The following is a 24,515-nucleotide window of genomic DNA, read 5'->3' as shown; positions in this document are numbered from 1 at the left end:
CGGGAGGGGCGGCACCTGCACACGCCGAAGGGCCGTCATCCTTTCGGTGCCGGGCGTCCCGGGCGCCACGACCGCCGCGCACGAACCGGGCGAGCGGGGCCGAGGGGCCCCGCTCACTCTCTGCTACGTCAACCTTGTCACTTGGGGGTGAAGACGAGCACGCGGTCCATGAGGAGTGAGGAGAAGGCGGGGCGGGTGAGGGTCTCGGGCTGCATGTACGCGCGGGCACCGATGCGGATCGCGCTCAGGTCGACGGGCCGGTCCCCGCCGTACTGCGCGCAGAAGTTGGTACTGACGGGCGGGAGCGTGGTCACGTGCGGTCCGGAGGGGCCGCTGTCACCGGCGCGGGTGAAGGACCAGGCGTAGAGCTTGTCCGCGTCCGGCTGGTCGTCGATGAAGTCGCGCGCACTGCCCTGGAGATCGACGTTGTTCTCTGCCGTGACGGCCACGGCCGCGTGGGTGTCGGCGTTGACCGTGACGCTGGAGTAGCTTGCCTGCCCGGTGGCCACGTGGTTCGCGCCGTAGGCGACCGCGAAGGAACCGTCTGGCAGCGAGAACTCGTTGGTGATCGGATCGTCGGCGTCGTTGGACAGGCCGTCCACCCCCGCGGTCGGGGGGTTCGTGATCAGGTTGGCCTGCAGCCCCGGATTGGACTCCTCGACGCCGCGCTCGACGACCTCGTCGTGCACGTCGAAGCCAGGGTGGGCGTCGATGATCCGCTGACGCAGCGTCTGCAGGGTCGGGTTGAGGTCGAGTTCGGTGGCACCGGTCCCGGAGACGCGCAGCGGGGGGACGGGCAGCGGATCGGCGGGGTAGACCGGGTTGGTCTCGTCTCCGGAGTCGCTGTGCGGCCGGACCCGGAAGACCTGGACCGGGGGTGTGGCGCGGTAGTCGTCGAGCGCCTTCTCGAAGCCGGGCTTGGCCACGATGGTGCGCGTCCCGAGGAGGAACTGGTCGGCGTCCTGGTCGAGGCCGAGCTTGTACATGGCCGGGGGGATGGTCATGTCATTGGTCTCACCCCCGAGGCCGGAGGCGTCCAGCATGTGGTTGACCTCGTCCCTGGTCCGCGCGTTGCCGGTGATCACCAGGGCGAAGGGCCGGCTGTACGATTCCCGGCCGGTCGTCTTCACGGTCTTGTTGTTGACCGGGTCGCCTACGGAGGTCCACACGACCGGACCGGTGTGGAGGGAGCCCTTCACGTTGGTGAGGTCGAAGGAGAAGTACTCCTCCGGGGGCGGGGTCGTGCCGATCAGGACGACGGCCTCGTCCTGGCGCAGGCGCCAGGTGACCGGCGGGTTGGTGTTGGGGGCCTGGCCGGGAACCTCCGGCATGTTGGTGACGATGTAGGGCGACTGGGGGTTGGGCCACAAGCCGCTGAAGAGGGCGCCCTCGCAGTACCGGCGGTTGAGGTCGAAGACCGCCTCGCTGCCCTCCTGCGAGACGTAGCCGGACTTCGCCAGCTGGTGCTTGAAGTGATCCACCTGGTGGCCGGTACCGCCCGGGGAATGGTGTCCGTCGGTGGCGTCCAGGATCGACGAGGCCCCGTGGGGGAGAGCCGACGGGGTGGCGGCCATTGCGCCCGGTGCGACCAGGAGCATGGCGGCGGCCATGGTGAGGAGCGCGGGACAACGCCGCAGAGGAGAAGTGTCCATGGTTAATCTCTATACAGATCAATGACGCGGAACCGCTCCACACGCCGCAGTCGTGCGCTGCCCTCACCCGTCCGGAACACCCCGCCAACCCGCTGGGCGGGTCGAGACCTTCGGCCTGATCGGCCGCCGCCGCACCATCGAGCCCTACGACTCGAACAGCGGCGAACTAGGTTCGCGATCACAGTGATTGGGCGTGACCTCTGCGTTTGGGCGGTCCTTCCGCGACCAGCCCTGGTTCGGTTCCGCCCCCACGCTCACCGCCGCAACGGGCCGATGCGCCGTTCGAGTGGGCTCCTGTCCGACCTTGACGGCGTTTGCGGAAGCGGAACTTGCCCAGGCCCGCCAGCACTTGGCCTCCGCACGGCCACTGCTCTTGGATCCGCCGCTCGGAAGCATCCTGTGCCCGTTCAGCCGCATGCGCGTGCGCCGGAACGAGAGTGAACACCGATCTGCCGAAGCTCCGCCGGTCACTCCCGCGGAGGTCAGGGGAGATTTGCCAAAGGCGCAGGCGATCATCGATATGGCGGAGAAGGCGATGCCCCACATGGGTCGCTACCGAGGGTCGATGTTCGCGCCTACGGGTGGTCGGATCGGCGCGGCGCACGCCGTGCCCTGGCGAACCTCCGTCCCCGGCTACCGGCGGCGAGCTCGCTGAGGCGCTCGCCGACCACGGAGACGCCGGGACGGGGCTCCTGCGCGTAGTACCAGGGCTTGCGCCGGCGCAGCAGTTCCTCACCGTGCTCGCCCCAGGTGAATCCTGGCTTCCGCAACAGCTTCCGGAACACCGCGTCGACCGTCTCCGGGCAGGCGGCGGCCAGGCGGCGGATCGGTAGTGGCGCGATCGACTCCTCGCGCAGGTACGTGCGCAGCGCGTCCTGGTACTGCCTGCGGCCCGCGAGGGACGGGTCGGCGAAGAGGTCCCGCAGCATCCCGTAGTCGGCGTAGAAGTTGAGTCCGTCGACCTCGTCGTAGATGACACCGACCGTGTCCGAGTCCGCGAGGGCCTGCGGCAGTTCGAAGGCCGGCAGATCGATTCCCGGCAGCCGCCTGCCCCGGGCCCGGTCGGGCCGCTCGGCTACGGCGGCCTCCTGCCGGTGCCGGTAGTAGGCGTTGAGCCGCTCCTCGACCTCGGCCGGGGGAAGGACCAGTTCGTCGCTACCGCAGAACTCGACGAACGCGGCCCGGTCCTCCCGCATCGAGCGCCAACCCTGTTCGATCTTCTCGGGGTTGCGGAAGACCAGTTCGGGGCGGCTGGCGGCCAACTGGAGCGCGGACCGGGCGATTTCAGTGGCGCTGGCCTTCGGGTAGGACGACATCGCCCCGGAGACCAGCCACACCCCGTCGGCCGAGTGGACGGGCACCAGGCAGGCGAGGAGGAACCCTCCCTTGGAAACTCCACGGAAGGCCTCCCGCCCGACGTTCGAGTACGTGCGGTACTCGAGGTCGTCGACCAGGTTCAGCAGAACGACGGCATCACCGTCCTTGTGCCGGACCTCGAAGACGCCCTCGACCGGGTCACGCCAGCCGAGCACCATCGCTCGATCGGCTTCGGTCAGATCCCAGGGCTCGCATGGCTGGCGTGGTACGGACCGAGGACGAGGCGTCGTTGCGAGGCCTGATCGAGCGCAGCTCCGAACTGAATGAAGGGCGAACTCGTCTCCTACGCCCAGGGGCCGCGCTTCGACCGGTGGTTGACGCCCCTCCTCCTGGAGGCCGCCGGGCCTCGGCGGCAGTTGGAGGAAGGCGATGCGATCCGGATCACCGACGACTTCATCCTGCGGTACCGCCTGCCGGACGGCTCGACCGTGGTGGACCGGTTCGTCGCCGGGCGGCCGGGTTCGGCAGTGGGAGGTCCAGCAGCCCGATCGTCTGCCGGAATCCGCCGCGGGTGCACAGGGCGACGATCCTGCCGTCCCGCGAGAGGTCGACGCCGCGCACGGTCACCTCGACGCCCAGCACCACGGTGCTGAACGGCACCGCCAGGTTCTCCTCGACGGCGGCGAACAGAGCCGATACCTCCTCGTGCTCGTCGTAGGTGTCGACCGTCGCCTCGTCGACCAGCGCGGCGAGTTCTCGCCTGCTCAACGTGCCCATGGCGCCACGCTAACCGACCTGCCCGTGCCGACTCGCGGGCGGCCCGAGGCGCTGCCGATTTCGCGCGTATCGTCACAGCATGCGCTTGAGTACCGTGATCCTCCCCATCCACCGGTGGAGCGAGGGGCAGAAGATCTGGCGGCGGGCCGAGGAGCTCGGGTTCCACGCCGCGTACACCTACGACCACCTCTCCTGGCGGTCCTTCCGGGACGAGCCCTGGTTCGGGTCGGTGCCGACGCTGACGGCGGCGGCCTGCGCCACCGAGCGGATCCGGCTGGGGACGCTGGTGACCTCGCCGAACTTCCGGCACCCGGTGACGCTGGCGAAGGAGCTGATCACGCTGGACGACGTGTCCGGCGGGCGGGTCACGCTGGGGATCGGGGCCGGCGGGACGGGCTTCGACGCGACGGCGATGGGGCAGGAGGCGTGGTCGCCGAAGGAACGGGCGGACCGGTTCGGGGAGTTCCTGCCGCTGCTGGACGAGCTGCTGCGCACCGACGCCACGACCCGCGAGGGCACGTACTACTCGGCGGTCGAGGCGCGGAACATCCCCGGCTGCGCGCAGACCCCGCGGGTGCCGTTCTACGTGGCCGCGACCGGCCCGCGCGGGCTGCGGCTGGCGGCCGAGCACGGGCAGGGCTGGGTGACGTACGGCGACCCGAAGGGCCCGGCGGACGTGCCGGTGGAGCAGGCGCCCGCGGTGATCGCCGCGCAGATCGCGAAGCTGACGGCCGCCTGCGAGGCGCAGGGCCGGGACGCGGCCACGCTGGAGAAGGTGCTGCTCCAGGGCTCGACGGCGGAGAAGCCGCTGCAGTCGCTGGACGCCTTCGTGGACTGGGCCGGGACGTACCGGGAGTTGGGGATCACCGAGTTGGTGATCCACTGGCCGGTGCCGGACTCGATCTTCGAGAACGACCTCGCCGTGTTCGAGCGGATCGCCACCGAGGGCCTCGCCCAGCTGGGCTGAGGCCGGGCGTCACGGGTGCGGGCGGGTGCGCTGGGCGGGGAGGGCGGGGGGCTGGGCCGGGGTGCGGCGGGCGAGCTCGGCGAGGGTGTGGAAGAGGACCTCGCCGAGCAGGACCGGCTCGCGGGAGGCGACCGGTGCGCCCGGGGGCTCGTGGGCCTCGGGGGAGTCCGGGGAGGGGAGGGTCGGGGGCGGCTCGTCACGGAGCTGGCGAGTGGGCATGGCTCTTCCTGCCGACGGCGGTGACCGGGGGGGAGTCCTGCCCGGCGTGCCCGCAGCGACACCCCGGGCGGGCCCGGATCGGCCGGAAACGGCGCCCGAAGGGCCGGAAGCCGACCGTACGGTCGGGGCCGCACGCCCCGGCCGCGCCGGTGACCGGGCAGCGGCGATGGGCGAAGATGGACCGGTGACCGAACCCCGCACCGCCCCCCGCCTCATCGCCACCGACCTGGACGGCACCCTGCTGTGCTCCGGCGGCACCGTCAGCGACCGCACCGCCGCCGCGCTGGCCGCGGCCGAGGCGGCCGGCGTGCAGGTGGTGTTCGTGACCGGCCGGCCGCCGCGCTGGATGCAGCAGGTGAGCCCGCACATCGGCGGTCACGGGGTGGCGATCTGCTCCAACGGCGGCGCGATCGTGGACGTGCGGCGCAGCGAGCTGATCGAGCACTTCCCGATGGCGGCGGAGACCTCGCTGGCCGTGGTCGAGACGCTGCGGGCCAAGCTGCCCGGCACCGCGTTCGCGTTCGAGTACACGGACGGCTGGGCCCGCGAGCCCGGGTACGAGGTGCTGATGTGGGGCGACGACGAGGTCCGCGCGGTCGGCCCGGCCGAGGAGCTGCTGGCGGACGGCGGCCCGGTGCGCGGCCTGTTCAAGCTGCTGGCCAAGCACCCGGAGCTGGACCCGGACACCTTCCTCGCCGAGGCCCGTACGGCCGCCGGGCACCTGGCCGAGATCACCCGCTCCGCGCCGATCTCACTGCTGGAGATCAGCGCACCCGGCGTCACCAAGGCCAGCACGCTGGCCCGTTGGTGCGCCGAGCACGGGATCGACCGCGCCGAGGTGGTGGCCTTCGGCGACATGCCGAACGACCTGGAGATGCTGGCCTGGGCCGGCACCGCGTACGCCGTCGCCAACGCGCACCCGCAGGTGCTGGCGGCGGTGTCGCTGCACACGGTGAGCAACGAGGAGGACGGCGTCGCGGCGGTGCTGGAGGGGTTGCTTCGACTGCTCTAGCTAGAGCCGGGCCGTCCAGCGCACCCTGGTCCCCTTCCGGTACGGTCCGCTCTCGTGCCAGGCCGCGCCGCCGAGGGCCTCGGCGCGCCGGGTCAGGTTGAGCAGTCCGCTGCGCCGCCCGCCCTGCGGGATGCCGACGCCGTCGTCGGTGACGGTGAGCAGCACGCCGGGTCGGCCGCCCCGGTCCAGCGACTCGGGGTCGCCGCCGACGGGCCGGCCGCCGTCGTCCAGGCGAATGGTCGCGTCGATCTCCATGCCGACCCGGGAGGCGCGCGCGTGCCGGGCCGTGTTGGAGAGCATCTCTCTCAGTGCGGCGAGGAGTTGGCGGCCGGTGTTCTCCCCGACGAGGCTCTCGACCGGCCCGACGAAGCTGACCGAGGGCTTGAAGCCGAGGGCGGCGGCGGCCTGGCTTGCCTCGCGCAGGACGCGGGTGCGCAGGGTGTCGGGGGCGTCGCCGTGGTTGTCGTGCTGGAGGGCGTAGATGGTGGTGCGGACCTCCTGGATGGTGGCGTCCAGTTCGTCGACGGCGTTGCCGATGCCGACCTTGACCTCGGGGACGACGGCCCGACGGGCGGCGCTCTCCAGCATCATCCCGGTGGCGAACAGCCGCTGGATGACCAGGTCGTGGAGGTCGCGGGCGATCCGGTCGCGGTCCTGGAAGACGGCCAGCCGCTGCTGGTCGCGCTGGCCCTCGGCGAGCCGCAGGGCGAGGGCGGCCTGGGAGGCGAAGGTCTCGGCGAGCTGCTTCTCGGCGTCGGTGAACGGCAGGGCGCCGCGCGAGCGCCAGACGCAGAGCCCGCCGAGCACCCGTCCGGCGGCGACCATCGGCACGGCCATCGACGGGCCGAAGCTGCGGGCCAGCCGCATCACCACGGTGGGGTCGCCGGACATGTCGTCCAGGTGGACGCTCTCCCCCTCCAGCAGTTGGGCGGCGAAGCTGTCCCTGGGCAGCAGTTCGCCGCGGACGAACTCGGCGGCCTCGCCGGAGGCGTGGGCGACCCTCATCTGGCAGTCCCCCTCCCCCACCGTGCCGGTGGGCAGCAGGATCATGCCGAGCGCCGCGCCCGCCAACTCCCGTACCTGTTCGGCTGCGACGGTGAGCGCGCCCTCGGCCTGCTCGGTGGAGAGCAGCGCGGTGGTGACGGCGGCGGCGCCGGCGATCCAGCGTTCGCGGCGGCGCCCCTCCTCGTACAGCCGGGAGTTCTCGATGGCCACGCCGGCGGCCGCGGCGAGCGCGTGCACCACCTGTTCGTCCTCGGGGGTGAAGGCGCCGCCGCCCTGCTTCTCGGTGAGGTAGAGGTTGCCGAAGACCTCTTCGCGGACCCGGATCGGCACGCCCAGGAAGGTCCTCATCTGCGGGTGGTGCGGCGGGAACCCGGAGGAGCGCGGGTCGGCCCCGAGGTCGGTCAGCCGCAGCGGTTCGGGGCGGTCGATGAGCGCGCCGAGGATGCCGCGGCCGGCAGGCAGTTCGCCGATCTCGGCGGCGGTGCCGTCGTCGATGCCGACGTGGATGAAGTCGGCCAGGCCGTGCCCGCCGGGGGCGATCACGCCGAGCGCGGCGTACCGGGCGTCGACCAGTTCGGCGGCGCCGGTGGCGATCCGGTGCAGGGTGGCGTGCAGGTCGAGCCCGGCACCGATGGCGACCACCGCCTCCAGCAGCCGCTGCATCCGGTCGGTGACCGCGGCGGCGGACTGCAGGCGTTCCGCGACCTCGGTGACCAGGGTGTCCAGCCCGAGCGAGGCGATCTCGGGCACCCGATGGGGCGTCTGCTCGGGGGCGGCTTCGGGGAGGCCTGGCGTGGGGTCCATGGAGAAAGCCTAGTTTGTACGGTTTTCAGCCGAAGGAGCGATGCCGCCATCAGGGCCCGCCCGCAGTGCCCTCCCGTAGCGCCCGCCCGTAGCACCCGGCATCAGTTCCCTCCCGTAGCGCCCGCCCGTAGCACCCGGCATCAGTTCCCTCCCGTAGCGCCCGCCCGTAGCGCCCGGCATCAGTTCCCGCCCGTAGCGCCCGGCATCAGCGCCCGGCGGGCGCCGGAACGGCGTCCGCGAGTCCGTCCGCCTCCCGCTCCCGGCGCCACAGCGCGTGCAGCCGCCCGTCCGGGTCGGCGACCAGCTCGGACCAGCGGCCCCGCTCGGCGACCCGGCCGGCGTCCAGCACCAGCACCTCGTCCACGGTGGTGTCGTCCAGCCCGGCGAGCCGGTGGGTGATCAGCACGGTGGTGCGGCCCGCCGTGGCGGCCAGCAGGTCGGCGGTGAGGGCGTCAGCGGTGGGCAGGTCGAGGTGCTCGGCGGGCTCGTCCAGGACCAGCACCGGGAAGTCGGCGAGCAGCGCCCGGGCCAGGGCGAGCCGCTGGCGCTGGCCGCCGGAGAGCCGGGCACCGTGCTCGCCGACCATCGTGTCCAGGCCCTCGGGCAGGGTGTCCGTCCAGTCCAGCAGGCGGGCGGCGGCGAGGGCGGCGCGCAGGCCGTCCTCGTCGGCGTCGGGGCGGGCGAGGCGCAGGTTCTCCCGCAGCGAGCTGTCGAAGACGTGGGCGTCCTGGGCGCAGAGGCCGATCACCCGGCGGACGTCCTCGCCCGCCAGCGCCCGGCTGTCCACAGCCTGTGGACGACCGGCGGCGAAGATGACGGACCCCGCGCCGGGCTCCAGGAAGCGCAGCAGCGCCTGGGCGAGGGTGGTCTTGCCGGAGCCGGAGGGGCCGACCACGGCGATCCGGCGGCCGGGCGCGAGGTCGAGGTCGACCCCGCCGAGCGCGTCCGCGGCCTGCCCGGGGTGCCGTACGGTCAGCCCGCGCACCGCGACGGGCAGCGGCTGCGCGGGCAGCCCGGCCGGCTCGGCGGGCTCCGCCACCGGGGCGGGGGCGGTCAGCACCTCGTCCAGCCGGGCCCGGGCGGCGCGGCTGCGCTGGCGGGCCTGGACGGCGAGCGGCATCCCGGTGACGGCCTCGAAGGCGGCCAGCGGGGTCAGCACCACGACGGCCAGGCAGACCGGGGCGAGCGCGCCGTCGCGCACCCCCTGGATGCCTACGGCGGCCGCGCCGGCCACGGTCAGCCCGGTGAGCAGCGCGATCAGCCCGGTGCCGAGCGCGGTGGTGGCGGCCGAGCGGGCGGCCAGGCCGGTGAGCGCGGCGTCGGCGCTGCGGACGGCGGCCAGCCGGCCGGGCAGCGCGCCGGCCACGGTGAGCTCGGCGGTGCCGCTGAGGGCGTCCACCACGGACGTGGCGAGGCGTCCCCGGGCGGGGGCCTGGCGCCGCTCGGCACCGGCCGACCAGCGGGCGGCGAGCGCGGGCACGAGCACCCCGGCGAGCAGCAGTCCGAGGCCGAGCACCAACCCGGCGGCGGGCAGGAAGACCGCCATCGCGACGGCCGAGGCGACGGAGACCACGGCGGCGACGGCGGCGGGCAGCCGCCAGCGCAGGTGGTGGTCCTGGATCGCGTCGACGTCGGCGACCAGCCGGGAGAGCAGGTCGCCGCGCCGGAAGGCGGGCAGCCCGGCCGGGGCGAGCACGGTCAGCCGGCGGTACACGGCGGCCCGCAGGGTGCCGAGGGTGCGCAGCACCGCGTCGTGGGAGACCAGCCGCTCGGCGTAGCGGAAGACGCTGCGGCCGATGCCGAAGGCCCGGACGGAGGTGACGGCCATCATCAGGTAGAGCACCGGGGGCATCTGGGAGGCCCGGGAGATGAGGTAGCCGGAGGTGGCCATCAGGGCGACGGCACTGCCGAGGGCGAGCGCGCCGAGCAGCACGGACAGGGCCAGCCGGGGGGCGGCGGGCTCGGCCTCCGGCTCCTCGGGCACGGCGGGGGCGGCGGTGGGCCGGCCGCTGTGGGCGAGCGCCGCGACCGGGCCCGGCGTGCCGGCCCCGGCGGAGGCCCCCGCCAGCCTGACCCGTTGCTCCGCGACCGCCAGCAGTGCCGGCCGGTGGGCGACCACCAGCACGGTGCGCGCCGGGTCCTCGGCGAGGGTGCGGACGGCGGCCACCACGGCCGCCTCGGAGTCTCCGTCCAGGTTGGCGGTGGGCTCGTCCAGCAGCACCAGTGGCCGGTCGTCGGCGAGCAGCACCCGGGCCAGGGCGAGCCGCTGGCGCTGGCCGGCGGAGAGCCCGGCACCGTCCTCGCCGAGTTCGGCGTCCAGGTCGGTGACGAAGTCGAGCGCGTGGGCGGCCCGGAGCGCCGTCCACAGCCGGTCGTCGGTGGCGTCCGGCCGCTGGAGCCGCAGGTTGTCGCGGATCGTCCCGGCGAACAGGTGGGGGTGCTGGGGCACCCAGGCGATCTGCCGCCGCCAGCTGTCCGGTTCGAGCTCGGCGAGGTCGTGGGTGCGCCCGTCGGCGGCGGTGATCCGCACGCTGCCCGCCTCGGGGGCGGTGAGGCCGAGCAGGACGGACAGCAGGGTGGACTTGCCGGCCCCGCTCGGGCCGGTGAGGGCGGTGCTGGAGCCGGGGCGCAGGGTGAGCGCGGCGCCGTCCAGGGCGGGCCGGGCGCGGCCGGGGTGGCGTACGGTCAGGCCCTCGGCGGTGATCACGGCGCCGGTGAGGTCGGGGGCCGGGAGCGTCCCGGCGGCGGGCAGCGGGGTCTCCAGCACCTGGAAGATCTCGTCGGCGGCGGTGAGGCCCTCGACGCTGGAGTGGTACAGCGCGCCGACCTGGCGGATCGGGACGTACACCTCGGGGGCCAGGATCAGGATCAGCAGCCCGGTCTCCAGGTCGAGGGTGCCGTCGACCAGCCGGAAGCCGACGGTGACCGCGACCAGGGCGACGGACAGGGTGGAGAGCAGCTCCAGCGCGAAGGAGGAGATGAAGGCGATCCGCAGGGTGCGCAGGGTGGCCTTGCGGTAGTCCGCGGTGATCCGGGCGATGGTGGCGGCCTGGGTGCGGGCCCGGTTGAACACCTTGAGGGTGGGCAGGCCGGCGACGACGTCCAGGAAGTGGTGGGAGAGCCGGGAGAGGGTGTTCCACTGCCGGTCCATCCGGGCCTGGGTGGCCATCCCGATCAGCACCATGAACAGCGGGATGAGCGGCAGCGTCCCGGCGATGATCGCGGCGGAGGTGAAGTCGGCGCCGACGATCCGCAGCAGCACGATCACCGGGACGACCACGGCGAGGGCGAGTTGCGGCAGGTAGCGGGCGAAGTAGTCGTCGAGGGCGTCGATGCCGCGGGTGGCGAGGGTGGTGAGTTCGCCGGTGCGCCGGCCCGCCAGGTAGGACGGGCCGAGCGCGGTGGCGTGGTCGAGCAGCCGGCGCCGCAGGGTGGACTTCACCCGGGCGACGGACCGGTGCGCGGTGAGTTCGGTGAGCCAGCCGACCAGCCCGCGTCCGACGGCGGTCAGGGCGAGCAGCACCAGCGGGGTGGTCAGTTCGCCGAGCCCGGCGCCGCGCTGGAAGGCGCGGACCACGATCTCGGCGATCAGGCTCGCCTGGGCGACCACCAGGGCCGCGCCCGCCCCGCCGAGCAGGACGGATCCGGCGAGGAAGTCCCGGGTGGTGCGGGCGTGTCCGAGGAGTCGGGGGTCGACCGGCTTCACGGCGTCAGGCCTGGTCGACGGGCGCGGCGGGCTGGTGGCCGGCAGCGGGCCCGGGGATGTGCTGCACCCCGATCCGCTTGCGGAACACCCAGTACGTCCAGCCCTGGTAGAGCAGCACCAGCGGGGTGAACACGGCGGCCACGACGGTCATCAGCTTGAGCGTGTACGGCGAGGAGGCCGCGTTGGTGACGGTCAGGCTCCAGTCCGGGTTGAGCGTGGACGGCATGACGTTCGGGAAGAGCGCCAGGAAGAGCATCGCGACCGCGGCCACGATGGTCGCCCCGGAGAGGACGAACGCCCAGCCCTCGCGGCCGAGTTGGTTGGCCACCAGGGCGCCGGCCAGGGCCAGCACCGCGACCACCAGGGCGGCCAGGCTGCGGCCGTTGCCGCTGTCCGCCTGGGTCCAGGCCAGGAAGACGAGGGCCAGGACGGCGGCGGCCAGACCGGCCTGGAGGGCGGCCCGGCGGGCCCGTTCGCGGATCTCGCCGACGGTCTTGAGCGCCGCGAACACCGCACCGTGGAAGGTGAACAGGGTGAGCGTCACCAGGCCGCCGAGCAGCGCGTACGGGTTGAGCAGGTCGGCGAGGCCGCCGACGTAGTTCTTCCGGGCGTCGATGTCCACGCCGCGGACGATGTTGGCGAAGGCCACGCCCCACAGGAAGGCCGGCAGCAGGGAGGTCCAGAAGATGGCCTCCTCCCAGTTGCGCTGCCAGCGGGCGCCGTCCCGCTTGGCCCGGTACTCGAAGGCCACGCCGCGGACGATCAGGCAGACCAGGATGACCAGCAGCGGGATGTAGAAGCCGCTGAAGAGGGTCGCGTACCAGTCCGGGAAGGCGGCGAAGGTGGCGCCGCCGGCGGTGAGCAGCCAGACCTCGTTGCCGTCCCAGACCGGGCCGATGGTGTTGATCAGCACCCGGCGCTCGGCGGTGTTCCGGGCGAGCGGCTTGGTGAGGATGCCGATCCCGAAGTCGAAGCCCTCCAGGAAGAAGTAGCCGATCCACAGGACCGCGATCAGCACGAACCAGACGTCGTGGAGTTGCATGACCCTTGGTCTCCTTTCCGTGGGTCAGTACTGGTCAGTACTGGTCAGTACGCGAAGGCGAGCGGCTTGTCGGCGTCCTCGTCCGCGGACGGGCCGCGCAGCGAGGGGTCCTTGGCCGGGGGCCGCTCGGTCACCACCGGGCCGGCCTTGGCGTACTTGACCAGCAGCCGGACCTCGACGACGGCGAGGATCGCGTACAGCGTGGTGAAGGTGGCCAGGGCGCCGATCTGGGTGCCGATGCCCACGTTCGGGGAGACGGCGCTGGCGGTGGTCATCAGGCCGAAGACGGCCCAGGGCTGGCGGCCCATCTCGGTGAAGATCCAGCCGAAGCTGTTGGCGATCAGCGGGAAGCCCATGGTGAGGATGCCGATCCGCCAGCTCCACTTGGTGAGCAGCGGGCCCATCTCCCGCTTCGGGGTGAGCATCAGCCGGGGCACCTCGGTCTCGCCGGTGCGGAAGTCGGGGTGCAGCAGGAACTTGCGGCGGGTGGTCCAGAGGCCGATCAGGGCGGCGACGAAGGAGGTCATCCCGAAGCCGATCATGAAGCGGAAGCCCCAGTAGGTCACGAAGACGCTCGGGATGTAGTCCTTGGGGTTGCCGCCGTGGGCGGCGGCCTCGGCGGCCGCGGTGTCGTTGATGCCGGGGACGGAGGAGCTGAAGTCGCTGTGGGCGAGGAAGGAGAGTATTCCGGGGACCTCCAGCTCGACCGAGTTGTGTCCCTTGCTGACATCGCCGACCGCGAAGATCGAGAACGGCGCGGGGGCCTGGGTGTCCCACAGCGCCTCGGCGGCGGCCATCTTCATCGGCTGCTGCTCGAACATGACCTTGCCGAGGGTGTCGCCGCTGAGCGCGGTGCCGGCGCCGAAGATCACCGCGATCACCAGGCCGAGCCGCAGCGAGGTGCGCATCACGGCGGTCTTCTTGGGGTCGGCGGTCTCGGGCCTGCGCTTGGCCTTCCAGAGGTGGAAGGAGGCGATGCCGACCATGAAGGCGGCGCCGGTGAGGAAGGCCGCGGTCAGGGTGTGGAAGACCACGGTCAGGGTGGTGTTCTGGAACAGCACCTTGGCGATGTCGGTGAGCTGCGCCTTGCCGGTGGCCGGGTCGATCGAGTAGCCGACCGGGTGCTGCATCCAGGAGTTGGCGGCCAGGATGAAGTAGGCGGAGAGCACGGTGCCCAGCGAGACCATCCACATGCAGGCACAGTGGATCTTCTTCGGCAGCTTGTCCCAGCCGAAGATCCACAGGCCGATGAAGGTGGACTCGAAGAAGAAGGCGATCAGCGCCTCCATCGCGAGCGGAGCCCCGAAGACGTCACCGACGAAGCGGGAGTAGTCGGACCAGTTCATGCCGAACTGGAATTCCTGCACGATTCCGGTGACGACGCCCATCGCGATGTTGATGAGGAAGAGCTTTCCCCAGAACTTGGTCGCGTGGAAGTACTTCTCCTTGTTCGTGCGCACCCAGGCGGTCTCCAGCCCGGCCACGACGGCGGCCAGGCTGATGGTGAGCGGCACGAAGAGGAAGTGGTAGACGGTGGTGACTCCGAATTGCCATCGCGCGATCGTCTCGTGAGCGATTGCCAGTTCCACGTCGCCCTCTCTCCCAACCGGCCCTTCTCAGGGCGTGTTCCGGACAAACTTCATCAATAGCCGTAGACCGTTGCACTACCGCGCAAGCTTGTCCGCTTGTGAACGTGAACACGTTCACAAGCACAGTATCCACCATCCTTACGGGGGAACCGCAGGTGGGGTGGGTTGACGTCCGTGTGCGGTGCGTCACGACGAGCGCGGGCGGTCCGCACAGTCTGCGGACCGGCCGGGGCCGGGGCAACGAACGGGCGGGCGCACGGACCGTCGCAGTTGGCCGAACCGGCGCTTGACAGCGGCACGCCCCGCTCGCGACGGCGAGCGGGGCGTGCTACCGGGGCGCCCGGCGCGGCCCTCGCTACGGACGGCCGAGGAGCTGGCCCCTCGGCTACGGACGGCCGAGGAGCTGGGCGCCCGAGGTGGAGTCGGCCCGGGCGGTAAAGAACTCGGTGAAGCCACCGACGAACTCCTCCACCGTGATCCGCCCGTCCCCGTCCACGTCCAACTGGCGGAACCCGTGCGACAGTTCGGCCGGATGCACCCGGGGGCCGCCGAACACCGCGCGGTACTCGTCGAACTCCAGGAAGCCACTGCCGTCGGCGTCCGCCGCGGCGAACACCGCCCGCAGCGCGGGCAGCAACCCCTGCTCCAGGTACGCCTCGTCCCGGTCACAGCCCGCCAGCGTCGCCGCCACGAACTCCTCCCGGCTCACCTCGCCGTTCCCGTCGGCGTCCATCCCCGCGCGCAGCTGCTCCCACCAGCCGTCGAAGGCCTCGTACACCCGCGCCTCGGCGGCCTCGTCCAACTCCAGCTGCCAGCACACGTTGTGCGCCATCGCCCGCAGGTCGTGCACGGTGATGACGCCGTCCCCGGTCTGGTCCAGCACCTCCCGGAAGAACCGGTCCACCCGGGAGCCGCGGGCGTCCCGGCGCTGCGGCCGCAGCCGGCGCGGCGGGGTCCGCCCCTCCTCCGGGGAGCGGTAGCGCATCCGCTCCGGCAGGCGCGGGACCACGGCCCCCGCACCGCGGTGCAGCACCACGGACAGCAGCGCGCCCCGGCGGGTACGGACCAGCCCGAGCCGCTCCCGCACCACCGGCGGCAGGTCCGCCACCGTCAGCTCGCGGATCGCCTTGGCGACCACCGCCCGGGTGATCCGCCAGCCGGCGTCCCCGAGGAACCACAACCGGCGGGGCCGGGGCGCCTCGCGCAGGATGTCGTCCAGCAGGTAGCGGGCCGCGTCGTTGAACTCCAGCTTCTCCCGGGCGTACCGGGCGAAGTAGGCCGGCAAGTCGGCCACGGTCTCCGGCAGTTCCTCCTCCGGCAGCTCGAAGGCGGCGATCGCCTCCCTGAACTCCCGGTACGCCGCGTCCAGTTGCACGGCGTCGTAGGCGTCCCCGCCGAGCCGCCGCATGGCGACCACGCACTCGAACAGCGTCAGCAGCACCCACACCCTGGTCGCCGCGGACCGCGCGTCGTACGGCTGCCCGTCCGGCATCGTGCCGCGGATCCGCTTGTGCGACCGGTTCAGCCGCGCCACCTCACGGTGCAGCGCGGCCGCGTCCTGGTAGAACAGCCGCTGCCGATGGTGTGCTCGATCCGCCGCCACGGATGCGCCCGGTACGTCGAGTGCTCGTGCATCCCGGCCCCCACCGCCGGATCCGCCGCCTGGATGATCAGCAGCCGCCAGGCCACCAGGGCGAGCCGCCGCTCGGAGAGGTCGCGCCTGAAGGACACGGCGGCCCGGTCAGCCACGGGGCTCGCCGGTGATCTCGGGGCCGATCACGAAGCCCTTGGCGGGACCCTCGGGGATGACGGCCTCCTTGCCGTACGGAACGCGGATCGATGATGCGTACTCCCGGCGGCCGGGGTTAGGGCTGGTCAGGACGGTCACGGTACCGCCCTCGTCGTAATCGTCGATGATCACGTAGACCGGAATGCCGGCGCGGGCGTATGCGCGACGCTTGAGGACGTGGTCGCGCTTGCGCGCCTCGGCGCCCGGCGAGACGGTCTCGACAACCATCGGCACACCCGAAGCCAGCACCCCCAAGCCCTCCGGATGCTCGATCTCATCGATGTCGTCGGACGCCACGAAGACATCCGGGATGAACACCTTCAGATCAGCAATCACGTTGCCGTCCTGCGCCGGCCCATAGCCAGTGCCGCGCAGAAAGTCGTAGAGAGCCCTACTCAGCCGCCTGTTGACAGTGAAATGACGAGCTCCGCCAGTGGGTGACAAAGTGATCGTCCCCTCGATGATCTCCGCGCGGAAGCCCTCGGGCACATCCATGGACTTCCACGCTTGCCACAGCACCTGGTCCAGGTTCACGACGGCCACCTCAGCAACTAGCGCGCTCACGAGACACCTTCTTTCCCGTCCAGTGTGATGAGCCCGTGCGAGCTCGTACAAGCGACGGCTGCACGGTCGCACACGACCGAGGGGCCGACTGGGTGAACGGGCGCGGATTCACCCGAACGGGGAGTTTGGGGCCCGGGAACGCGAGAACCGCAGGGCGGGCCGGGGAGACGGCCCGCCCTGCGGTTCGGGGTGCGGCAGGGTTCGCGGCCTCCTCCCGAGCGGGCGCGAACCGGGTGGGTCAGGAGGTGGGGCGGGCGCCCTTGCGGCGGGAGACGTAGAGGGCGGCGGCGCCGAGGCTGAGGGCGGTGGCGGAGCCGAGGGCGAGGTAGGGGGTGGCCGGGTCGGAGCCGGTCTCGGCGAGTTCGGTGGCCGAGCCAGTGGTGGCGGCGGTCGCGGCGGCGGCTGTCGCGGTGGTGGTCTTGGTGGTGGTCTTGGTGGCGACGGTCTGCTGGGCCGAAGTGGTCGGTGTCGTGGCCGACTTGTCGGTGGTCGAGGCGGTGTCCGTGACCGGGGTGACCGTGCCGGGCTCCTGGGCGCCCTGGTCGGCGGGCTTGTCGGCCGGCTTCTCGGCGGGCTTCTCGGCGGGCTTCTCCGCCGCCGCCTTGGCGTCGGCGAGGGCCTTGTCCGCGCTGTTCTTCGCCGCGAGGGCGGCGTCGACCGCCTTGTTGGCCGTGTTGATCTTCCGGAAGAGGTCGACCCTGGCGTCGTCCGCGGCCGTGCCCGCGGCGGCGGCGGCCTGCTTGGCCTGCTTCTCGGCGGCGATGGCGGCGTTGGCCCTGTCCATCGCCTTCAGCAGGTCCTGCCGGGCCTTCTCGCGCTCGGCGTCCGACGCCTTGTCGTAGACGGACATGGCCTTGTGGAGATCGTCCTCGGCGGCGGTCCGGGCCTCGGTGGCCTGCTTGGCGGCGGCCTGCGCCTCGCGGAGCTTGGTGAGGTAGGGCTCCGGGTCGAAGGCTTCGAGCTTGGCGGCGATGTCGGCCTGGTCGGCCTTGGCCTTCTGGTACGCCTTGGCCGCGTCGGCGGCGGCCTTCTCCAGGTCGGCGATCGAGCCGGTGTCGTTCCGGGTCTGCGCCGCCGGAGCCGACTCCGCGAAGGCGGGTGCCGCGGAGAGCACGGCTGCGGGCGAGATCACGGCGGCGACGAGGGCGGCCGAGACCAGCGTACGGCGGAGTTTCACAATGACCCCTTTCGGGTCGAAAAGGAAGGCGAAGACCTTTGCGCGGGCATCTCCTGACGCTCCGACAGCGCCGATCATAGGCACACGGATTCTTAACCCTCCATGCCGACTTCCGGCAGTGAACGGGCCTTCGGAATTGCTCGGTTCGCAGCGGAATTGACGAGTCGACAAAGGTTCAGGAAACCCGGTTGCCATGCGTGGGCAGTTCGACCCGGAAGGTGGCGCCGGCGCCGGGGGCGGTGTTCAGGGTGAGGGTGCCGCCGTGGGCGCGGGTGAGGGCGGTGGCGATGGCGAGGCCGAGTCCGCCGCCGCCGCCGTTGTCGCGGCTGCGGGAGGCGTCGACCCGGTAGAAGCGGTCGAAGACCCGCTGGGCCTGGTCCCCGGTGAGGCCCGGGCCGGCGTCGGCGACCTCCAGCAGGCAGATGCCGCCGGGCCCGCCGCCGACGCCTATCCGGACCGGGGTGCCGGGCGGGGTGTGCTTGACGGCGTTGCCGACCAGGTTGGTGACCACCTGCCGCAGCCGCGCCTCGTCGCCGAGGACGGGTGCGGCGCCGGGGGCGCCGGTGCCCGCGGGGCCGGTGAGGGCGACCGGGCGGCTCGGGTCGAGCGCGGTGAGGTCGTGCAGGGCGTCGGCGGCGAGGGTGCGCAGGTCCATCGGGGCGAGGTCGAGCGGGCGTTCCTCGTCGAGCCGGGCGAGCACCAGGAGGTCCTCGACCAGGGTGCCCATCCGGACGGCTTCGCTCTCGATCCGGGTCATGGTCCGCTTGACGTCGCCCTCGGTGGGCAGCGCGCCCATCCGGTACAGCTCGGCGAAGCCGCGGATGCCGGCCAGCGGGGTGCGCAGTTCGTGCGAGGCGTCGGCGACGAAGCGCCGCATCCGGGCCTCGGATTCGGCACGGGCGGCGAAGGCCGCCTCGATCTGGGTGAGCATGCCGTTGAGCGCGACGGACAGCCGTCCGACCTCGGTGCCGGGGGAGAGTTCCGGCATCCGGTGCGACAGTTCGCCGGCGGCGATCCGGGCGGCGCCCTCCTCGATCCGCCGCAGCGGCCGCAGTCCGGCCCGGACGGCGAAGAAGCCGAGCGCGGCGATCAGCAGCAGGACGCCGCCGCCGATCGCCAGGAAGGAGGTGCCGAGCCGGCCGGTGGTGGTGTCGACGTCCTCTCGGGAGACGGCGACCATGACGTAGGTCGGGTTGGTGACGGGCGAGGTGAACGCGCCGAGTCCGGGGGTCGGCGTGCGCGGGGCCTGGATCGGCAGCACCAGGACCCGCCAGCTGTGGTGGCCGCGCTGGTCGGGCAGGTCGAAGGGGGTGTCGGGGGCGGTCTGGGTCGGGTCCAAGCCGCCCAGTTGGGGTGCCGGATCGCTGTCCGAGACGGGCTGGCGCAGCGACGTCTGGACCTTGCCGTCCGCGGACAGCCACTGCACCAGGTACTGGCTGGGCAGGCTGATCCGGCGCCCGGCGACGACCGGTTTGCCGGTACCGGGCGGGTTCACCTGAATCGGCGCCTTGCGCGACAACGGCACGCCGTAGCGCTGGAGTTGCTCGTCCAGCTGCTCGACCAGCTGGGCCCGTACGGCGCCCAGCACGAAGGTGTCGCTGACCGCGAGCCCGGTGGTCACCAGCACGAGCGCCAGGACCAGGAGCCGGGCGCGCAGCGACAGCCGGGAGGTGAAGCGGGTGAACACGGGCCGGGCCGGTCCGGTCAGCCCTGCGGGGGGCGGCGCAGCGCGTAGCCGATGCCTCGCACGGTGTGGATCAGCTTCGGGCCGTGCGCGGGGCCGGAGTCGAGCTTGCGGCGCAGGTAGGAGATGTAGGACTCGACGATGGAGAGGTCGCCGCCGAAGTCGTAGGCCCAGACGTGGTCGAGGATCTGCGCCTTGGAGACCACCCGGCCGACGTTCGCCATCAGGTAGTGGAGCAGCTTGAACTCGGTCGGCGAGAGCGCGACGGGGGTCCCGGCCCGGGTGACCTCGTGGGCGATCGGGTCCAGGCTGAGGTCGGCCACCACCAGGCGGCCGTCCTCGGCGGGCCCGCCGGCCCGGCGCAGGATCGCCCGGATCCGGGCGATCAGCTCCTCCAGGCTGAACGGCTTGGTGACGTAGTCGTCCGCGCCCGCGGCCAGGCCCTGGACCTTGTCGCCGACGCCGTCCTTGGCGGTGAGGAACAGCACCGGCAGGTGGTCGCCGGGGTGTCCGTGCGCGGGGCCGGCGATCTGGCCCCGGCTGGTGCGCTCGCGCAGCTTCTCGACGACGGTGAAGCCGTCGAGGTCGGGCAGCATCACGTCGAGGACCACGAGGTCGGGCCGCTCGACGGCGATCAGGTCCAGCGCCTCGGTGCCGCTGGCGGCGGAGGCCACCCGGAAGCCGGAGAACCGCAGTGAGGCGGCGAGCAGTTCGCGGATGTTCGGCTCGTCGTCGACGACGAGGAGGAACGCCTCGCCCTGGCCCCCGGCCACGGCGGGGCCGCCCGGTGTGGTGACAGTGCCTTGCACGGGGGTTTCGCCTCCCGGTCGGACGATGACGTTCAGCATGAGGCTAGCCCCCGGAGGCTACGCGGCATGGATGAATGTTGGATTAACACCTTAACGGTCGGTTTTTCGCCGACAAGCCCCGAGGGGTGGGGCTCGGTGGTGTGCGCACCGGTGTGCAGGCGTGGGTGCGCCCGGGTGTGCGTTGAGGTGCACGTACGGGTGTGCGGACCGACGCTACGGGAACGACCAGGCGGCCGGGGGCCACGCTCCCCGACCGCCTCGTCAGCCGCGTCTTCGGCCGCTCCGTCGGTTCAGTGGGCGAACTGGCCCGGCCGGTAGTCACCGGCGGGCTGGCGGATCATGACGTTGCCGCGGTTGAACGCGTTGATCAGCGCGATCACGCAGACCAGCGCGGCGAGTTGCTCCTCGTCGTAGTACTTGGCCGCGTTCGCCCAGGCCTCGTCCGTCACCCCGTCCCCGTCGGCCAGCCGACTGCCCTGCTCGGCCAGCTCCAGGGCGGCCCGCTCGGCGTCGGTGAAGACGGTGGCCTCGCGCCAGGCGGCCACCAGGTTCAGCCGGGTCGCCTCCTCCCCGGCGTGCACGGCGTCCTTGAAGTGCATGTCGACGCAGAAGCCGCAGCCGTTGATCTGGCTGGCCCGCAGCCGCACCAGTTCCTGGGTGGCGTAGGGCAGCGTCGAGTCCGCGATCGGCTGGTGCGCGGCGATGAGGTGCTTGAAGACCTTGCCCATGACGGGGCTGGCGAAGGCGTTCAGTCGGGCTTCCATCGGGTGCTCCTCCGTTGTCTCGGCTTGGTTCGGTGTCTCGGCTTGGTTCGGTGCCTCGGCTTGGTCCGGTGCCTCGGCTTGGTTCGGTGCCTCGGCTTGGTCCGGTGCCTCGGCTTGGTCCGGTGCCTCGGCTTGGTTCGGTGCCTCGGCTTGGTTCTCGGCTTCGGTCCGCCGTACTGCCCTCTGGGACAGGGCAGCCGGACCGCCTGTGACAGCCCCGGCCGTGACCTGCGTCACCCGCCGTTCCACGGGCGCAGCTTCTCCGGGTTGCGCACCACCCAGATGTGGGTGATCAGCCCCTCGGCGATCCGGAAGGCGATCACCGTGTCGGTGACGCCGCCCTGCTCGACGACCAATCCGGGCAGGCCGCTGACAGTGCGCTCCCGCAGCGTCCGGCCGGCCGTGAGCCGGGTGGAGCCGGCGTAGGCGCGGGCGATCCACTCACTGCCCGTGAGCGGCTCCAGCAGGGCGCCGGCCAGGCCGCCGCCGTCGGCGATCACGGTGGCGCCGGGGTCGAGGAGGTCCATCAGCGACCTGACGTCCTTCGCCTCCCAGGCCCGCTTGAACTCCCGGACGATCCCGGCCTGCACACCGGTCGGCGTCGCCGGGGCCTGGGCCGTGCGGATCCGGCGGCGGGCCGAGGAGGCCAGCTGGCGGCAGGCCGCCGCCGAACGGCCGACGACCGCGGCCACCTCGGCGAACGGGTACTGGAAGACGTCGTGGAGGATGAACGCCACGCGCTCGGCCGGCGTCATGGACTCCAGGACGACGAGGAAAGCCATGTTGACCGACTCGTCGAGGGTGATCCGGTCCACCGGGTCCGCCGCCGCGCCGTCGGCCCCGTCCCGGTGATCGGGCAGCGGCTCGGGGAGCCACTCGCCCACGTAGCGCTCCCGCCGGGCCCGGGCGGAGCCGAGCTGGTTGAGGCAGATCCGGCTGGCGACCGTGGTCAGCCAGCCGCCGGGCGAGGCCACGGCGTCCCGCTGCTCCGGGGGCATCGCGTACCAGCGGGTGTAGGTCTCCTGCACGACGTCCTCGGCGTCGGCCAGTGAGCCGAGCATCCGGTAGGCCACATTGGTCAGTTGGCGCCGCTCGTTCATGATCACGCTCAGGTCGTCGTCGTCCATCGTCCGCCTCCCGGGGTCGCCTCCACCCTTACGACCGGACAGCGGGCCGGAATGTGACATCCGCCCCGCACCTCACATTCCGGCGGGCCGCGCTGTCGTACCCGGCAGACGGCACCGAACGGTACGGAGGACCCACCCGTGAACGACTTCCAGACCACCGCCGACCTGGTCGGGATCCAGGCCCTGCAGAGCGAGTTCACCGACGCGGTGATGATGCGCGACGGCGCCCGCCTCGCCGGACTGTTCACCCCGGACGGCGTGCTGCGGATGCCCGACGTCCCGATCGAACTGGTCGGCCCGGAGCAGATCCTCACCGGGCGCCAGGCGCTCCAGGACCGCTGGGACTTCTTCGTGCAGAACACCCACCCCGGATCGATCCGGATCGACGGCGACACCGCGACCGGACGCGCCCACATGCACGAGCTGGTCCGGCTGCTGGACGGCCGCGAGGGGCTCAACTACGCCATCTACCATGACCGTTACCAGCGCACGACGGACGGCTGGCGGTTCGCCGAGCGGGTCTACGAGGTGCGGTACCTCGACACCAGCCCGCTGGGCGGCTCGGCCCCGCACAGCGCCGGGAGCGCGGCCCCGGCCGACGCCGGGTTCGGCGCCCCGGCGGACGCGGAGCGCCTGGAACGGGCGGTCACCGCGCTGGCGGCGCGCGGCTTCACCGTCGAACTCCTCGACACCGCCGCCGACGCGCGGGCCCGGGTCCGGGAGCTCGTCCCGGCGGGCGCCACGGTGTTCACCGCGGCCAGCGAGACCCTCCGGCTGTCCGGCATCGACGAGGACCTCAACGACGACGCCGCCCACCGCTCCGTCAAGTCCCGGGTGATGGCGATGGACCGGACCACCGAGGCCGACGGCATCCGGCGCCTGCTCGCCGCCCCCGACGTGGCCGTGGGCAGCGTCGCCGCCGTCACCGAGACCGGCTCCCTGGTGATCGCCTCGGCCAGCGGCAGCCAGCTGCCGGGCAGCGCCGGCGGCGCCGGTACGGCGATCTGGGTCGTCGGCGCCCAGAAGGTGGTCCCCGACCTGCCCACCGCGCTGCGTCGGCTGGAGGAGTACGTGCTCCCGCTGGAGGACACCCGCTCCCGGGCCGCCTACGGCCAGCCCAGCGCCGTCAACCAACTGCTGGTGCTCAACGCGCCGACCCGCTTCTCCCGGGGCGTCGTGCTGCTGCTGCGGGAGGCCGTCGGGTACTGAACGTCGCCCCCTGAGCGTCTGGTACTGAGCGACGGGCACTGACCGTCGGGTACTGAGCGACGGATCACTGAGCGACGGGTGCACGGGAAGTCGGACCGGCCGACTTCCCGTGCACCGCGTCGCGCGTCAGTCGGTGCCCTCGGCCTCTTCCGCGTCCGGCTCCTCCGGCCTGGTGTGGAGCACCTCGCGGCCCTGTTCGGCGGCACGGGCGATCGACTCGGAGACGAAGTCCAGGAAGCGGGCGATGTTCTCCAGCCGGTTGCCCGCCGGGGTGCCCACGCCGAGGACGCCGACGCCCTGGCGGGTGGTGTCGACGAGCTGGGCGGTGACCTGGGCGCTGACCATCATCGACCGGTACCAGATGTCGTCGTCCACGAAGTAGCGCTCGCGGCGCCGCTCGTCGCGCTCCCGGGTCACCATGCCCTGGCCCTCCAGGAAGGCGATCGCCTTGGAGATGGTCGCCGGGCTGACCTGGAGGCGCTCGACGAGTTCGGCGGCGGTGAGGCTGCCCGCGTCGGTGAGGTAGAGGCAGGCCAGCACCCGGGACGCCATCCGGCCCATGCCGGACTGCATCAGGACGGTGGTGAACACCTCCTCGTACGCGCGCACCGCCTCGACGTCGCGGCCGTGCGGCAGCGGGGTGGGGTCCGACCCCGGCGGCACGGGCTGCCGGCGTCGCTGGGCGCGGTGTCCGGTGGCCCGGTGGGCGAGGTCGGCGCGGTAGGTGGCGGGGCCGCCGTTGCGCATCACCTCGCGGGTGACGGTCGAGGTCGGCCGGTCGAGCCGCCGGGCGATCTCGGCGTAGGCGAGGTCCTCGGCCAGCCCCAGCGCGATCTGCTGGCGTTCCTGCTGGGTGAGTCGTCCGCCCGGCATCGCGGCCTCCTTCGGGGTCCGTGGTCTGTGCGCCCACGATAGCGTTCACCTTCATGCCATTGCAACGATCGGGCGTTCGGACCACTACACTCCCGGCCGACTCGTTGCAATGGTTCACCATCATCCATCCGGCGATATGCGCTTCTCGCACGACCAAGCCACTACCGAAACAGTGAACGCAACGTAGCTTTTCCTCCGTCAGAAACCAGAGAGGCGTGCTTCGCTATGCGCCCGCCGGGGCCCGGGCGCGGGGCGAACGAAGATCCACCCCTGGATACCGGTGGCCCCTTGCCCGCCGCAAGGGGCCACCGGCGGACGGCGCCTGCGCGGGAAGTCGGCCGGTCCGACTTACCCCCCCCGGCCCGGCCAGGTGACGGCCGGCGGGTTGCAGGGGGGGCCAACCACCGGCGGGGTTGACCGGGCGGGGTG

Annotated in this window: 19 protein-coding genes and 1 pseudogene; 3 read left to right on the top strand and 17 right to left on the bottom strand. The window is 72.4% G+C overall.

The features are described from left to right. Positions 1–137: 137 nt before the first annotated feature. The 3 genes from ACFWIS_RS12440 to ACFWIS_RS12430 all read right to left on the bottom strand — a co-directional run bounded on the left by ACFWIS_RS12440 (position 138) and on the right by ACFWIS_RS12430 (position 3,746). Positions 138–1,652 carry a hypothetical protein gene (locus tag ACFWIS_RS12440; RefSeq protein WP_380452562.1) on the bottom strand — a complete coding sequence of 505 codons (1,515 nt, stop codon included), beginning with the start codon at positions 1,650–1,652 and terminating at the stop codon, positions 138–140. Positions 1,653–2,227: 575 nt separating this feature from the next. Further along, positions 2,228–3,187: a hypothetical protein gene (locus tag ACFWIS_RS12435; RefSeq protein ID WP_380452560.1), complete on the bottom strand. Its 960-nt coding sequence runs from the start codon at positions 3,185–3,187 to the stop codon at positions 2,228–2,230. A 235-nt stretch (positions 3,188–3,422) separates the two neighbouring features. Then, entirely contained in the window at positions 3,423–3,746 is a 324-nt protein-coding gene (locus ACFWIS_RS12430) for a hypothetical protein (protein WP_380452558.1), read from the bottom strand. Positions 3,747–3,825: 79 nt separating this feature from the next. On the opposite strand from ACFWIS_RS12430, the gene ACFWIS_RS12425 reads away from it, so the two are divergent. After that, positions 3,826–4,713 (top strand): LLM class flavin-dependent oxidoreductase, encoded by an 888-nt coding sequence (locus ACFWIS_RS12425; RefSeq protein WP_380452556.1) that lies wholly within the window; start codon positions 3,826–3,828, stop codon positions 4,711–4,713. A gap of 9 nt (positions 4,714–4,722) precedes the next feature. Here ACFWIS_RS12425 and ACFWIS_RS12420 read toward each other — a convergent pair whose 3' ends face one another. After that, on the bottom strand, positions 4,723–4,932 hold the full coding sequence (locus ACFWIS_RS12420; protein ID WP_380452554.1) for a hypothetical protein: 210 nt from the start codon (positions 4,930–4,932) through the stop codon (positions 4,723–4,725). Positions 4,933–5,098: 166 nt separating this feature from the next. Between ACFWIS_RS12420 and ACFWIS_RS12415 the strand changes: the two genes are divergently transcribed. Next, a complete protein-coding gene (locus ACFWIS_RS12415; protein WP_380452552.1) occupies positions 5,099–5,944 on the top strand; it encodes an HAD family hydrolase in 846 nt (281 codons plus the stop codon). Here ACFWIS_RS12415 and ACFWIS_RS12410 read toward each other — a convergent pair whose 3' ends face one another. From ACFWIS_RS12410 to sigJ, 12 genes and pseudogenes are all read right to left on the bottom strand, one after another. Next, entirely contained in the window at positions 5,945–7,753 is a 1,809-nt protein-coding gene (locus tag ACFWIS_RS12410; RefSeq protein WP_380452550.1) for a GAF domain-containing protein, read from the bottom strand. A 205-nt stretch (positions 7,754–7,958) separates the two neighbouring features. Next, positions 7,959–11,459, bottom strand: coding sequence for a thiol reductant ABC exporter subunit CydD (cydD, locus tag ACFWIS_RS12405; protein ID WP_380452548.1), 3,501 nt, complete (start codon positions 11,457–11,459; stop codon positions 7,959–7,961). A gap of 4 nt (positions 11,460–11,463) precedes the next feature. Further along, positions 11,464–12,501 (bottom strand): cytochrome d ubiquinol oxidase subunit II, encoded by a 1,038-nt coding sequence (gene cydB / locus ACFWIS_RS12400; RefSeq protein WP_380452546.1) that lies wholly within the window; start codon positions 12,499–12,501, stop codon positions 11,464–11,466. 44 nt (positions 12,502–12,545) lie between these two features. Beyond that, entirely contained in the window at positions 12,546–14,090 is a 1,545-nt protein-coding gene (locus ACFWIS_RS12395) for a cytochrome ubiquinol oxidase subunit I (RefSeq protein ID WP_380452544.1), read from the bottom strand. 385 nt (positions 14,091–14,475) lie between these two features. Then, positions 14,476–14,823, bottom strand: coding sequence for an EF-hand domain-containing protein (locus tag ACFWIS_RS12390; protein ID WP_380452654.1), 348 nt, complete (start codon positions 14,821–14,823; stop codon positions 14,476–14,478). A gap of 342 nt (positions 14,824–15,165) precedes the next feature. Beyond that, positions 15,166–15,779: pseudogene (locus tag ACFWIS_RS12385) on the bottom strand (oxygenase MpaB family protein); the annotation flags it as partial. 52 nt (positions 15,780–15,831) lie between these two features. After that, on the bottom strand, positions 15,832–16,413 hold the full coding sequence (locus tag ACFWIS_RS12380) for a Uma2 family endonuclease (RefSeq protein ID WP_380452542.1): 582 nt from the start codon (positions 16,411–16,413) through the stop codon (positions 15,832–15,834). 268 nt (positions 16,414–16,681) lie between these two features. Continuing rightward, a complete protein-coding gene (locus tag ACFWIS_RS12375) occupies positions 16,682–17,620 on the bottom strand; it encodes an LAETG motif-containing sortase-dependent surface protein (protein ID WP_380452541.1) in 939 nt (312 codons plus the stop codon). Positions 17,621–17,795: 175 nt separating this feature from the next. Beyond that, on the bottom strand, positions 17,796–19,307 hold the full coding sequence (locus ACFWIS_RS12370; RefSeq protein WP_380452539.1) for a sensor histidine kinase: 1,512 nt from the start codon (positions 19,305–19,307) through the stop codon (positions 17,796–17,798). A 17-nt stretch (positions 19,308–19,324) separates the two neighbouring features. Next, a complete protein-coding gene (locus ACFWIS_RS12365; RefSeq protein WP_380452652.1) occupies positions 19,325–20,077 on the bottom strand; it encodes a response regulator transcription factor in 753 nt (250 codons plus the stop codon). A 326-nt stretch (positions 20,078–20,403) separates the two neighbouring features. Then, a complete protein-coding gene (locus ACFWIS_RS12360; RefSeq protein WP_380452537.1) occupies positions 20,404–20,877 on the bottom strand; it encodes a carboxymuconolactone decarboxylase family protein in 474 nt (157 codons plus the stop codon). Positions 20,878–21,110: 233 nt separating this feature from the next. Further along, positions 21,111–22,004: an RNA polymerase sigma factor SigJ gene (gene sigJ, locus ACFWIS_RS12355; protein WP_380452535.1), complete on the bottom strand. Its 894-nt coding sequence runs from the start codon at positions 22,002–22,004 to the stop codon at positions 21,111–21,113. Between the two features lie 138 nt (positions 22,005–22,142). On the opposite strand from sigJ, the gene ACFWIS_RS12350 reads away from it, so the two are divergent. Next, positions 22,143–23,213 (top strand): LUD domain-containing protein, encoded by a 1,071-nt coding sequence (locus ACFWIS_RS12350; protein WP_380452533.1) that lies wholly within the window; start codon positions 22,143–22,145, stop codon positions 23,211–23,213. Positions 23,214–23,339: 126 nt separating this feature from the next. On the opposite strand, the gene ACFWIS_RS12345 is transcribed toward ACFWIS_RS12350, so the two are convergent. Continuing rightward, on the bottom strand, positions 23,340–24,086 hold the full coding sequence (locus tag ACFWIS_RS12345; protein WP_380452531.1) for a helix-turn-helix domain-containing protein: 747 nt from the start codon (positions 24,084–24,086) through the stop codon (positions 23,340–23,342). Between the last annotated feature and the right edge of the window lie 429 nt (positions 24,087–24,515).

Source organism: Kitasatospora sp. NPDC127060 (assembly GCF_042724935.1).
Taxonomy (GTDB): Bacteria; Actinomycetota; Actinomycetes; order Streptomycetales; family Streptomycetaceae; genus Kitasatospora.
This window is presented reverse-complemented; position numbering and strand designations above follow the sequence as displayed.